Origin of the sequence: Halomonas sp. SIMBA_159, assembly GCF_046536035.1 — a bacterium.
GTDB lineage: Bacteria > Pseudomonadota > Gammaproteobacteria > Pseudomonadales > Halomonadaceae > Vreelandella > Vreelandella venusta_A.
In genome coordinates this window covers 1-12,252 of sequence record NZ_JAWJBT010000033.1, presented here as the reverse complement: position 1 = coordinate 12,252, position 12,252 = coordinate 1, and the positions used below count along the sequence as shown (strand labels likewise).

General features: G+C 56.6%; 10 protein-coding genes. 4 read left to right on the top strand and 6 right to left on the bottom strand.

Annotation, left to right across the window (positions count from 1 at the left end; genetic code table 11):
* Positions 1–56 precede the first annotated feature (56 nt).
* The 3 genes from R0J87_RS17295 to prlC form a co-directional block, all read right to left on the bottom strand.
* The gene (locus tag R0J87_RS17295) at positions 57–1,037 is read right to left on the bottom strand and encodes a TAXI family TRAP transporter solute-binding subunit (protein WP_498887708.1); all 981 of its coding nucleotides are present in this window, start codon (positions 1,035–1,037) and stop codon (positions 57–59) included.
* Positions 1,038–1,308: 271 nt separating this feature from the next.
* Entirely contained in the window at positions 1,309–1,557 is a 249-nt protein-coding gene (locus tag R0J87_RS17290; protein WP_404464701.1) for a YheV family putative zinc ribbon protein, read from the bottom strand.
* A 57-nt stretch (positions 1,558–1,614) separates the two neighbouring features.
* Positions 1,615–3,663, bottom strand: a complete 2,049-nt coding sequence (prlC, locus tag R0J87_RS17285; RefSeq protein WP_498887707.1) for an oligopeptidase A — start codon at positions 3,661–3,663, stop codon at positions 1,615–1,617.
* Positions 3,664–3,865: 202 nt separating this feature from the next.
* Between prlC and R0J87_RS17280 the strand changes: the two genes are divergently transcribed.
* The 3 genes from R0J87_RS17280 (at position 3,866) to R0J87_RS17270 (ending at position 6,570) form a co-directional block, all read left to right on the top strand.
* Positions 3,866–5,206, top strand: coding sequence for a sodium-dependent transporter (locus tag R0J87_RS17280; RefSeq protein ID WP_498887706.1), 1,341 nt, complete (start codon positions 3,866–3,868; stop codon positions 5,204–5,206).
* A gap of 50 nt (positions 5,207–5,256) precedes the next feature.
* Positions 5,257–5,808, top strand: a complete 552-nt coding sequence (locus tag R0J87_RS17275; protein WP_498887704.1) for a gamma carbonic anhydrase family protein — start codon at positions 5,257–5,259, stop codon at positions 5,806–5,808.
* A 90-nt stretch (positions 5,809–5,898) separates the two neighbouring features.
* On the top strand, positions 5,899–6,570 hold the full coding sequence (locus R0J87_RS17270) for a metal-dependent hydrolase (RefSeq protein ID WP_399846163.1): 672 nt from the start codon (positions 5,899–5,901) through the stop codon (positions 6,568–6,570).
* On the opposite strand, the gene R0J87_RS17265 is transcribed toward R0J87_RS17270, so the two are convergent.
* Genes R0J87_RS17265 through R0J87_RS17255 form a run of 3 tightly spaced genes read right to left on the bottom strand, consistent with a single transcriptional unit; the run spans position 6,546 to position 10,607 of the window.
* The gene (locus R0J87_RS17265; RefSeq protein WP_311064317.1) at positions 6,546–7,928 is read right to left on the bottom strand and encodes a sigma-54-dependent transcriptional regulator; all 1,383 of its coding nucleotides are present in this window, start codon (positions 7,926–7,928) and stop codon (positions 6,546–6,548) included. The two genes, R0J87_RS17270 and R0J87_RS17265, sit on opposite strands and share 25 nt — an antisense overlap.
* Complete coding sequence (locus R0J87_RS17260; protein ID WP_498887702.1) at positions 7,921–9,840, bottom strand: sensor histidine kinase; 1,920 nt, start codon at positions 9,838–9,840, stop codon at positions 7,921–7,923. The genes R0J87_RS17265 and R0J87_RS17260 overlap by 8 nt, the downstream gene beginning before the upstream one ends.
* The gene (locus R0J87_RS17255; protein WP_404344428.1) at positions 9,837–10,607 is read right to left on the bottom strand and encodes a GntR family transcriptional regulator; all 771 of its coding nucleotides are present in this window, start codon (positions 10,605–10,607) and stop codon (positions 9,837–9,839) included. Before R0J87_RS17255 ends, R0J87_RS17260 begins: the two co-directional genes overlap by 4 nt.
* Before the next feature lie 348 nt (positions 10,608–10,955).
* Between R0J87_RS17255 and lldD the strand changes: the two genes are divergently transcribed.
* Positions 10,956–12,119, top strand: coding sequence for an FMN-dependent L-lactate dehydrogenase LldD (lldD, locus tag R0J87_RS17250; protein ID WP_498887700.1), 1,164 nt, complete (start codon positions 10,956–10,958; stop codon positions 12,117–12,119).
* Positions 12,120–12,252 lie beyond the last annotated feature (133 nt).

Below are 12,252 nucleotides of genomic sequence, written 5' to 3'. Positions count from 1 at the left end.
AAACGCTGCCCCGCCCGACAGGGTCGGTAACGGGGCAGCGCGATGGAGCGTGGTGCTTACTTGATCATGTCGTCAGAGATGTCATAACCGTTCTCTTCGTACCAGCGAGCTGCACCCGGATGGAATGGCAGTACGCTGTTGTGCACGATGTTCTCCGGAATGCTGGTTTCAGCACTGCGGTGTACGTCGCGCATACGATCATTGTTTTCCATCGTGACCTTGGTTACTTCATAAACGAAGTCTTCGGGCAGATCACAGCCAGCAATCGCGAAGTTCCACATGGAGACGGCGCGTGCGTCTTCTTCCAGCGTGGTGTAAGTGCTTGCCGGAATGGTGAACTCAGCGACCGGGAAGGCATCTAGCACGGTGGCCAGCTCTTCTTCGGTAAACTCGATGATGTTCACATCGGTTTGTACTTCAAGCTGGCTAACGGCAGGAATCGGAATACCTGCAGCGAAGGCAACAACGTCCAGCAGGCCATCCTGAAGCTGACCGCCCAGGTCAGACCAGCCGCCGTTACGACGCTCGAAGTTCACGCCCAGGGTTTCCAGCATTGCTGGGAAATAGGTGTCGGACGTAGAAGCCGCCGGGCCAAAGCCGATGCGTGCGCCATCAGGAATGTCGGAGATAGAGGTAATACCGGAGCTGGAGAGCGCCGTAATAGAGAACGGTGTTTCATACATCGGGAACAGCGCACACACGTTATCCATCACCATACCCGGTGCCAAAGGGCTTTCGCCTTTCAGAGCATCCGATGCAGGGCCCATGGTGGTCAGGCCGAAGGCCATATCACCGGTGTGCACCAGCGCCAGGTTTTGGGTCGGGCCGCCAGTGACTTCGCCGCCGCCAGAAACACCTAGCTCGTCAGCAATGAAGTTGGCCCAGCCAGAGCCGTAAACGAAGTAGGTGCCGCCTTGGCTTGCGGTACCTACTGTGAAGTTAGAGGGCCAGTCGGAGCGGTCCGCATGGGCAGTGCCTGCAGCAAGTAGCGCGCTGCCTGCGAGCAGGGCGATGGTTTTTGGCATCGTATTGCGCATGGCGAGATTTCCTAAGCTGTTATTGGGATTATCGTCTGGCGGGTGGTTAACACCGCCAGTGCTTCATCATTAAGCAGCTTATACAGAGCGATACTTGTGCCAAATAAGCAGTTGTCTATTGAAAACAAGGCATTAAAAATTTGCTCTTCAACTTTGGTTGAAAAGCAAAAAAGAGGAAGTGTCTGGTTTTTCGCACGTTTTGCGAGAGCAAGTGTGCGGTTATTCGCACACTTTTATCGACGTGGATTCAATGATGAAGACGGCAGCGGAGTTACTTCTTTTTACCTGGATCAAGAATGCGCACGGGCTGTACATCTTGAACTTTTTGTTCGTCGCGCACTTGGTTAACGCGGGTAGTGAGTTCCGGAGTTGATTCATCTTCGATAGGCAGCTGCTCGAAAAAATCACAGCTCACACACTCACGGTAGCGAATGCTGTTTTGTTCCCAAGCGCGGATGCGATCCATGGCTGCACAGCGTGGGCAGATAACACCTGCAATAAAGCGTTTAACGGTCGACATACCTACTCTCCCAATGTGCGGCGGCGAGGCCGCCGCACCGGATAAAAAACAGACAGCTTATGCGGCGCGAATACCGCTATGGCGAAGCAGCGGCTCTACACTGGGCTCGCGGCCTCGGAAGGCGAGGAACAGTTCCGCGGCATCACGAGCGCCACCCTGTTCCAATATCTCCTCCCGGAAGCGTTGGCCAGTGGTCGGGTCGAAAATACCGGCCTCTTCAAACGCGCTCCAGGCATCGGCGGAGAGCACTTCTGCCCATTTATAGCTGTAATAGCCCGCCGCATAGCCGCCTGCAAAAATATGGCTGAAGCTATTTTGGAAGCGGTTAAAATCCACCACAGGGACGACGGAGGTTTGGCTGCGAACATCGTTTAGCAGCGTTTGTACATCGCTGGCCGAGGGGGCTTCCAGCTCGTGGTGAAGGCGCACGTCAAACAGGGAAAACTCAATTTGGCGCATCATGCCCATAGCGGACTGGAAGTTTTTAGCCGCTTGTAAGCGCTCAAACAGTACTTCCGGCAGCGGTTCGCCGGTTTCTACATGCTTGGCTAGCAGGTCGAGACCTTCCCGCTCCCAGCAGTAGTTCTCCATAAACTGGCTGGGCAGCTCAACCGCATCCCAGGCCACGCCGTTGATGCCTGACACGTCGGCCACGTCTTGCTTGGTCAGCATATGGTGCAAACCATGGCCAAACTCGTGGAACAGCGTGGTCACTTCATCATGGGTCAGCAGCGCAGGCTTGCCGCCCACCGGCGCGGTGAAGTTACAGGTCAAAAACGCCACCGGTAGCTGCACGCCGCTCTCGGTTTGACGACGTACCCGGCAGTCAGCCATCCACGCGCCGCCACGCTTGCCTTCACGGGCGTAGAGATCTAAGTAAAAACCGGCAATCGGTTTGCCCTGCTCGCTGATTCGGTAAAAGTGGACGTCGCCGTGGTAGCTCGGAGCGCTATTATCCTGCTCTATTTGAACGTTATAGAGACGCTCAACGACCTGGAATAAGCCGTCGACAACCCGGGGCGCGGGGAAGTAAGGCCGCAGCTGCTCTTGGGAAATATCGTAGCGCGCTTCGCGCAGCTTTTCGCTGGCATAAGCGACATCCCAAGGTTTAAGAGAATCGATGCCAAGCTCATCACGGGCATAGGCACTTAGCTCGGCAAACTCCTCCTTCGCCTGTGGTTTCGCTCGGCGGGCGAGGTCTTCCAAGAAGTCCAGCACCTGAGTGGGGGAGTCTGCCATTTTAGTGATCAGCGAGTAGTCGGCGTAGGTGTCGAAGCCGAGCAGGCGCGCCAGTTCCTGACGCAGGGCCAGAATCTCTTCCAAAATGTGGGCGTTGTCGAACTTGCCCGCATTGGGCCCCTGGTCGGAGGCACGGGTCACAAAAGCGGTATACACTTCCTCGCGCAGCTCGCGGCTGTCGGCGTAGCTGACAATCGGGTAGAAACTGGGGAAATCCAGCGTAATGCGATAGCCCTCAGCGCCTTTGGCTTCTGCCAGGGCTTTGAGGGTTTCCAAGGCGCTGTCGGGAACGCCTGCCAGTGCCTCGCGATCCTGAATATCTTTATGCCACGCTTGGGTGGCGTCCAGCACGTTATTAGAAAACTGGTTAGAAAGCGTAGAGAGGCGGGACTGAATCTCGCCGTAACGGGCCTTCTTATCCGCCGGCAGGTCGACCCCGGCCAGACGGAAATCGCGCAGGGCGTTATCCACCGTGCGCTGCTGGGCGCCTGTTAACGTTGCCCAGCTCTCGCTCTCTTTCAACGCCTGCCAGCCCTTAAACAGCCCTTCGTGCTGACCGACCCAGGTGCCAAACGCAGAGAGTTTTTCCAGGCAGGCTTGGTAGGCGTCACGCAGTTCGGGGGTGTTCATGGTGCCGTTAAGATGCGATACCGGCGACCAGGCTTGGGAAAGGCGGTCGTTCACCGCTTCCAGCGGCGCGGCAAAGTTGTCCCACGCTGGGGGTGTGGTAGCGGCCTGTTGGGCAAGGCGGTCGATGGCTTCGCGGCTCTCATCGAGCAGCGTTTCCACGGCGGGCACCACGTGATCGGCACGAATGTCGGCGAAGGGGGGAAGCTCGTGGCTCTCTAGCAACGGGTTGCGGGACATAAGCACCTCGGTAGCAATCAAGTTAGGGGCGCACAGAAACGTACGCTGATAGTGACACAGTGCGGGCAGTGAGGCGCTGTTTCAATACTTGGCGCATCGCAAGCGTTTGGCCTGGGCGCAAGCGCCTGCTAGTCTTGCCGCCTTTCTGTATCCGTAATCAGCGAGTGTCACCAATAAGTGCCACCCATGGCAGGAGCAAGTGATGAGTGAAACGCTAGAGCGCTGGGGGTCGAAGCGGGCCTTTATCTTGGCGGTAACAGGTGCTGCGGTTGGGCTGGGTAATATTTGGCGCTTTCCGTATGTCGCGGGGGAGAACGGCGGCGCCGCCTTTTTGTTGATCTACGTGGCGTTTGTGCTGTTGTTGGGTATTCCCGTGATGATGGCGGAAATCCTCATTGGGCGTGCCGGGCGGCGCGGGCCGATGCAAGCCCTAGGCGCATTGGCGTCAGAAGCGGGGGCTTCCCGACACTGGCGCTGGCTGGGGCTGTTTGGTGCGTTTACGGTGTTCTGTATTTTGTCGTTTTACTCGGTGGTGTCGGGTTGGTCAATTGAGTTTTTAGTCGCTTCGGTGAACGGCAATTTTGACGGTGCCAGTGCCGCCGAGATCGGTGCGGGCTTTGAGGCGTTTTTGGCCAACCCTGGGCTCCTTATCTTTAACCATTCGCTGTTTCTATTTATGACCATGACCGTGGTGGCCGCTGGCGTGGCAAAGGGGCTGGAGCGGCTTAATAACCTGCTGATGCCGCTGCTTTATGGGCTACTGCTGCTGTTAGCCATTTATGCGACGACCACCAGTGGCTTTGGCACGGCGTTATCGTGGCTCTTTTTGCCCTCTTTTGAAGACGTGACGGCAGAAGTCGTTCTGCACGCCATGGGCCATGCCTTCTTTACGCTGGCAGTCGGTGCCTGTGCGCTGATGGCGTATGGGGCGTATATGCCCGATGAACAGAGCCTGCCGAAGGCGGCTTTTGCGGTAGCGGTGCTGGATATTAGCGTGGCGCTGCTGGCGGGCATCGCGATTTTCTCGGTGGTGTTTGCGCAAGGCATGGACCCCGCCGATGGCCCGGGGCTGATGTTTGTCACGTTACCTATCGCCTTTTCAGAGCTGCCGTGGGGCTCGCTCTGGCTCAGCGTATTTTTCTTACTGCTGTTGCTGGCCACCTGGACATCAGCGATTAACCTTGCCGAGCCCATGGTGGCAACGCTGCAGGGGCTGGGCTGGCGGCGCAGTATTTCTACCGCCGTGGTGGCGATCAGCGTCTGGTTGCTGGGCCTGCTGTCGGCATTCTCGTTCTCGACGTTGGCAGAATTTAGGCCCCTGTTTGGGCGCAATATTTTTGAGCTAGTCAGCAGTATTCCGCCGGACATTTTTCTGCCCTTAGGCGGTTTGTTGATTGCTACCTTTGCGGCGTGGGTGATGCCACAGGCGTTAGTAGTGAAAGCGCTGGGCGTTGGTGAAGGCGGTTACGTGGTGTGGCGCAATCTTGTGCGCTGGGTGTCGATCCCACTGACGTTTATTGTTCTGCTCGGTGGGTTGCTATAGTCCTGTTCAGGTGTCGTTGTTAAACGCTGTGTTCTTTAAAGGAGAGTGCCATGAGCAGTGCCCTACGAACGTTTCACGGGATGTCGCCTCAGTTGGGGGACCGGGTGTATATCGACCCCGCCAGCGTAGTCATCGGTAATGTCACGCTAGGCGATGACTGCTCAGTGTGGCCAATGACGGTGATCCGTGGCGATATGCACCGCATTACCATCGGTGCGCGCACCAGCGTTCAAGATGGCAGCGTGCTGCACATCACTCATGCAAGTGACTTCAACCCCGATGGTTTTCCGCTCTCCATTGGCGATGATGTCACCATCGGCCATAAAGCCATCCTGCATGGCTGCACGCTAGGCAACCGTATTTTGGTGGGTATGGGCGCCATCGTGATGGATGGCGCAGTGGTTGAAGACGATGTGATTATTGCCGCTGGCGCGGTGGTGACACCGGGTAAACGGCTGGAAAGCGGCTACGTTTATGCCGGTAACCCAGCGAAGGCGCTGCGCCCGCTTAAGGAGAAAGAGCGTGCCTTCTTTCCCTACACCGCAGGCAATTACGTTAAGTTAAAAGATCAGTTCCTTATGGAAGCCGCCGAAGTTCGCTAAGCGATTGCCTTACCACTCTTTTTTCTAACATAGCCATGTTGTGCGCACTGAAAATCTGGTAATTTATCCAGTTTTCCAGGGTGCCGCGACATGGCTAATTTTCGCACGCATATAACGGTAGCAGCAGCGGGCGGCACGCTAATGGCTTACGTTGGCTGGCAGGCGCAGTGGTGGGTGGCCCCGCAAGCGCTGCTGGTCATTGCCCTGGTGGCCTTTGGCGGTATTCTGCCCGACATTGATGCTGACCGTTCTCGCTCTATCCGGCTGATTTTTAATATCTTATCAGTGCCTTCGCTGGTGCTGGGGGTGCTGTTGCTGCAGCCGTGGTTAACGCCGGGGCTGCTGCTGGTGGCGTGTGGCGGTATCTATTTTTCGGTGCGCTATTTAGCATCCGTGCTGTTTTCACGCCTGACCGTTCATCGGGGGATTTGGCATTCGTTGATGGCGGCAATGCTGTGTGCGTTAGCCACCGCTGCGTTGAGCTACCATTTGCTGGCCCAGCCAGCGTGGTTAGCGTGGTCCCATGGGGCGGCGGTGTTGTTTGGGTTCCTTATTCACTTGAGTTTAGATGAGCTGTTTAGCGTTGACTTGGAAGGGGCGCGGCTTAAGCGCTCGTTTGGTACGGCGCTTAAGCTGGGCGATGGTCGTCGCCCCCTCTCTAACGTATTGATGCTGATTGCGCTGCTGGTGCTGACCCCGTGGGTGCCGCCGTGGGGGGTGTTGCTAGAGCTGTTTCATCAGGGCTCGCTGCTGTGGCGGTAGTCGTCTGCGCTAAGGCCGTGTTTCTTGAGCTTGTCGTAAAACGTTTTACGGGGAATGCCTAAGTGGCGGCAGACATCGGTAACGCGGCCATGGTGGCGGGCCAATGATTGGCTAATCAAACTCTTTTCAAACAGCTCTACTTGGCGTGGCAGGGTGGGCTCTTGTGTATCGGCCGCCACGCCTTCCAACAGCACATCCAGGCGGTAATCAAACGCTGCGCCTAACAGTACATAGCGTTCGGCCAGATTACGCAGCTCGCGAACATTGCCGGGCCAGTCGTGGGCCAGTAGCGCAGCGACCGCGTGGCTATCCAGGGTGGGCGCTTCTAAGCCACTGCGGTTAGCGGCCACCACCGCAAAGTGCTGAAACAGCAGCGGGATATCTTCCCGCCTTTCCCGTAGGGCAGGCAGCGGGAGCGTCACGACGTTCAGCCGGTAGTAAAGATCCTCGCGAAAGCGGCCCTCTTCAGCGGCGACTTTTAGGTCTACTTTGGTGGCCGCAATGACCCGTATGTTGAGCGGCACCGCTTCGTTGGCCCCTAGGCGCTCCACGCTACGCTCTTGCAACACGCGCAGCAGCTTTACCTGCAAAGCCAGTGGCATCGACTCGATCTCATCGAGAAAGACCGTGCCGCCATTGGCGTGTTCGAACTTACCAATGCGCCGCTCCACTGCTCCCGTAAACGCGCCTTTCTCATGGCCAAACAGCTCTGATTCGATGGTGTTTTCTGGCACCGCACCGCAGTTGATGGCCATAAACGGACTGTTACGCCGTGCGCTGCGCTCGTGAATGGCCCGGGCGACCAAGTCTTTGCCGGTGCCCGTTTCGCCAAAGAGCAGCACGTCCGCTTCGACTTGGCTGATGCGCTGAATCATCGCGGCAAGCCGTGAGATGACCTGGGTACGGCCAACAAGGCGGGGGCCAAGTGCGGCCTGCTGAACTTCCAGCTCGGCTTTTAAACGCAGGTTCTCTAAGCTTAGCTGGCGCTTTTCGATCCCGCGCCTCACCACGTCCAAGAGTTGGTCGCCGGCAAAAGGCTTTTCTAGAAAATCCCAGGCGCCTGCCCGCATCGCCTCAACGGCGGTGGAGATATCGCCATGGCCGGTGATCAGGATGATCGGCAGAGTGGCATCGCGGCTATGTAGCTCATGCAGAAGCGCCATGCCATCCATGCCCGGCATGCGGATGTCACTGACAATCACTCCGGGAAAGTTCGCCGGCAGGGCGGCCAGCGCTTGCTCGGCCGATTCAAAGCAGTGGGGCGTGTAGCCCGCAAGTTCTAACGTTTGGCTGGCGGTGATACGCAGATGCGGTTCGTCGTCGATCACCATGACCGGCAGCGTCGACGGCTCATGCATAGGGTTGATTCTCCTGTTTTAGGCGGGCAGCCGATGGCTCCGGGGCCTTTGAGCGCGGCAAGTTGACCGTGAAGCAGGCACCTCCCGTGGCGTGATTCGTGGCCTGCAGTTTGCCGCCAAGGTCTTCCATAATACGCGAGGAAATAGAGAGTCCTAGCCCTAACCCGCTGCCGGGTGCTTTAGTGGTAAAAAAGGGTTCAAAAATATGCCCAAGGTGGTCGGTCGCTATCCCCGGTCCGCTGTCCAACACGCTAATGACGACCTGCTCTTTGTGCACATCGGCGCTGAGGGTTAAGACGGGCTGTTCAATTTCTTTCATCGCCTGCACGGCATTGCCGATTAAGTTAACGAGCACTTGTTCTAGCCGCACTAAGTCACCTTCAACCCAGAGTGTCTCGTCAGGCCACTGCTGCACCACGTGGATGCCATCATCGCGCAGTCGGCTATGAAAGAGGCGTAGCGCGTACTCAATACACGCCTGAACAGAGATGGTTTCTTGGCGCTCGCTGCTTTTGCGAGAGAACTGGCGTAGCTGGGCGCTGATATCGGCCATTCGTTCGGTAAGCTCGACAATCTGCGCTAAATTGGCGTCGGCGCTTTCAATCCTGGATAGCTCAATAAAGCGCCGAGCGTTTTCAGCATAGGCACGAATCGCTGCTAAGGGTTGGTTGAGCTCGTGATTAATCCCAGCAGCTAACTGGCCAAGCACGGCCAGCTTCGCGGCTTGAATAAGCTCATCCTGGGTTTGGCGTAAGTTGGCCTCGGCGCGCCGGCGCTCTTCAATCTCATCAGAGAGGCGTTGGTTGCTGGCGACTAAGTCGCGGGTACGACGCTCGACGCTGACTTCAAGCTCATCTCGCACGCGGGCTAACGTTTTACGTTCACGCTCGGCAAAGGCTTCGCGCTCACGACGCAGCCGCAGGCGCTGCCAACCAATGCCACCCGCCAGCGCGACCACGCCGTATAAGCCTCCTGCCATGAGGGCCGCGATCCACTGGGCGTTGATGACCGGGGTGAGTGGCTTAAGAATGTGCATCTGCCAGCCAAATTCAGGAATAGGGCGGGTCAGGCTTAAGTAACGGCCACCGCTTAGCGGGCCATGGTCAAAGCTCACCAAGTGGCTGCCTGGGCCGTAAGGGGTCTCAAGCTGAATGCCCGACGGCGTTAATGGCTCCAGCGCATAGCGGCGGGTAGCCCTGAGCGCTTCACGCTGCTCATCGCTAAGCGGATACAGTGCATTCATGCGCAGCCCTGGGTGGCTGGCCATAAAGATAATGTTGTCGCTGTCAGAGACAAATAGCTCAGCATCCTGCTCTGCCCAGCTCTCTTCCACGTCATCCAGCAGCACCTTGACGACAATCACGCCATCCGGCTTAGCATCGGGAGAGGTATCGTCCAGCCAAACCGGCGAGGAGAAATAGTAGCCGCGCTCAAGCGACTGAATGCCTAAGCCAAAAAAGCGCCCTTGGCCACCGGCGATAGCATCGGAGTAGTAGCTGCGAAACGCGTAGTTCTGGCCAATAAAGGTGTTAGGACGATGCCAGTTACTGGCGGCAATGGTGTCGGCATTCCGGTCAAGCAGGTAGACATCTGAGACTCCCGACGTAAAGCGAAAGCGATCCAGCAGCAGGTTGAGCGGCATGGAGTCTTGGCTGTCGGGGGAGTCTAGAAAACGCTGTACGCCTTCTCGTGTGGCGAGCATTTGTGGCAGATAGTCGTAGCGAAGCAGGTAGCCGTTTAAGTTGGCGGCTGAGAGGCGTAATTCGTTTTCGGCATCATCTTGAAGGTTTGAAAGTGCCTGCTCACGGGCGAGCTGCGCGGCTTGCCACATACACAGCAGTAGCCCTATCGGAATAGCGATGAGCCATAGCCGTCGCCAGTGCCGCCCGGTGTGGCTGACGTCACTGCTCATGCGGTACTGCCGGTGCCTTGGGCGCGGCGTAGAGCGCGCTGAGCCCGTGTTTCGGCTCTGGCCATTTCAAGCAGGCCCTCTTCCACGTACACCAAGTGTTCATGGGCGCGGGTGCGAGCATCTTCAGCACGGCCTTCTAAAATGGCATCTAGCAAGGCACGGTGCTGCTTCATCAATTGGGTGCGTGAGTCGGGTTTAGCAAACAGATGCGCCAAATTGTCCACGATGCTCTGTTCTAGCAAATGGAAAATACCGCGAATGGTGTGTAACAGCAGTACGTTGTGCGCGGCTTCGGCAATGGCTAGGTGAAAGGCGGCGTCTAGTTTTGCTTCCTGAGCCGGATCGGCCCCCACAAAGCCACCGTCAAGCTCTTCAAATCGCTGGATCAGCACAGCTTTATCGGCAGGCGTGGAGCGCAGGGCTGCGTAGTAGGCAGAAATTCCCTCCATGGCATCGCGGAATTCCAGCAGGTCTAAATGGAACTCATTATGGCGGGAGAGCATTTCCAACAACGGATCGGTATAGCCGTTATTCAGCGTCTCGTTCACGAACGTACCGCCACCTTGGCGGCTAGTGAGCAGGCCGCGAGCCGCCAGTTTTTGAATCGCTTCTCGCAACGATGGCCGCGAGACGCCAAAACGCTCGGCAAGCTCTCTTTCAGGCGGCAAACGCTGGCCAGGCTTTAGGCTGCCCTCTAGGATCATGGCTTCTAAGCGCTCGGTAATGACATCGGCGAGGCGCTGCTGGCGGAGCGGTGGATAGGTCATTGAAAAATGCTCCTTTAATTGGTAAGACCAATAATAGAGCGTTTCATTATCTTGCTCAAGCGTCATGGCGGCGTTCATGGGCAATTATCAAGCAGCCTATGTATTTGAACTAAAGTATAGGCGCTTAAGACGCGCTGGCAGCCATCTTCGTTTGACACGCTCGTGTCATCTCATTAACGTTGACAAGTTACTCTTGTAAATTGGTAATACCAATACTGCTTCTTGCGTGTGTAGGGATTTTGACGGCATGTGTGATTCGAGCGTCGTCGTGAGCTGATTATCGCCTACTCTTAATCGCTGCTTATTAATGGCTACTTACAACAACGCTTCCATTGCATAGGGCACGTCATGATCATTTCAGCCTCTACGGACTATCGGCAAGCCGCCAAACGACGCCTTCCGCCTTTTCTTTTTCACTATGCCGATGGCGGTTCATACGCCGAGCATACGTTGCGGCGCAATGTGGACGATCTTCGCGATGTCGCGCTGCGTCAGCGTGTATTAAAAGATATGTCATCGCTTTCTCTTGAAACTGAGCTGTTTGGTGAAAAGCTAGCGATGCCCATTGCTTTGGCACCCGTTGGGCTGGCCGGAATGTATGCACGCCGCGGTGAAGTACAGGCAGCGTGTGCGGCAACGAAAAAGGGGATACCTTTTACACTATCGACCGTGTCCGTGTGCCCGATTGCTGAAGTGGCCGCTGCCGTGGAGCGCCCCATCTGGTTTCAGCTCTATGTACTGAAAGACCGTGGCTTTATGAAGCATGTGCTGGAGCGGGCGAAAGAGGCAGGCGTGAAGACGCTGATTTTTACCGTTGATATGCCGGTGCCTGGGGCGCGCTATCGAGACGCTCACTCTGGGATGAGCGGTAAGAATGGCCCTATGAAACGCATGCTGCAGGCAGCGATGCATCCTTTATGGGCGTGGGACGTTGGTATTCATGGCCGTCCCCACGACCTTGGCAATGTGTCTGATTACCGAGGTAAGCCCACAGAGCTTGAGGATTACATTGCCTGGCTTGGCAATAACTTTGACCCCGCGATCTCGTGGAAGGATCTTGAGTGGATTCGTGAGTTCTGGGATGGCCCGATGATTATCAAGGGTATCCTCGACCCTGAAGATGCTCGCGATGCGGTGCGTTTTGGTGCCGATGGCATTGTGGTGTCGAATCATGGCGGTCGGCAGTTAGATGGTGTGCCTTCTACCGCGCGAGCGCTACCTGCTATTGCCGATGCTGTTAAAGGTGATCTGGCGATTTTGGCCGACTCTGGGGTGCGCAGCGGGTTAGATGTGGTGCGGATGATTGCCATGGGGGCAGACACTGCATTAATAGGCCGTGCGTTTATCTATGCATTGGCCACGGCAGGAGAGGCGGGCGTTGCTCACCTGCTGGAGCTGTTTGAGAAAGAGATGAAGGTAGCGATGACGCTAACAGGAGCGCGAACCATTGCCGACCTTAGCTCGGAATCGCTGGTATCTAGCGGGATTGCTGCTATTGACCAGTCCTCTTAATAGAGGGCTGTTAAAGTGGCGCTATAAGGTATCAGAACAATATTGGAGTTTTTTTACAAAACCCTCTTGCCAACCCGGCCGCGAATCCGTAAAGTACGCATCCGCTGCCGGGGACGCCAAGCGTTACCAGCGG

Coding starts and splice junctions, on each gene's coding strand:
- R0J87_RS17295 (WP_498887708.1), bottom strand. CDS start 1,037: ATGCGCAATACGATGCCAAAAACCATCGCCCTGCTCGCAGGCAGCGCG.
- R0J87_RS17290 (WP_404464701.1), bottom strand. CDS start 1,557: ATGTCGACCGTTAAACGCTTTATTGCAGGTGTTATCTGCCCACGCTGT.
- prlC (WP_498887707.1), bottom strand. CDS start 3,663: ATGTCCCGCAACCCGTTGCTAGAGAGCCACGAGCTTCCCCCCTTCGCC.
- R0J87_RS17280 (WP_498887706.1), top strand. CDS start 3,866: ATGAGTGAAACGCTAGAGCGCTGGGGGTCGAAGCGGGCCTTTATCTTG.
- R0J87_RS17275 (WP_498887704.1), top strand. CDS start 5,257: ATGAGCAGTGCCCTACGAACGTTTCACGGGATGTCGCCTCAGTTGGGG.
- R0J87_RS17270 (WP_399846163.1), top strand. CDS start 5,899: ATGGCTAATTTTCGCACGCATATAACGGTAGCAGCAGCGGGCGGCACG.
- R0J87_RS17265 (WP_311064317.1), bottom strand. CDS start 7,928: ATGCATGAGCCGTCGACGCTGCCGGTCATGGTGATCGACGACGAACCG.
- R0J87_RS17260 (WP_498887702.1), bottom strand. CDS start 9,840: ATGAGCAGTGACGTCAGCCACACCGGGCGGCACTGGCGACGGCTATGG.
- R0J87_RS17255 (WP_404344428.1), bottom strand. CDS start 10,607: ATGACCTATCCACCGCTCCGCCAGCAGCGCCTCGCCGATGTCATTACC.
- lldD (WP_498887700.1), top strand. CDS start 10,956: ATGATCATTTCAGCCTCTACGGACTATCGGCAAGCCGCCAAACGACGC.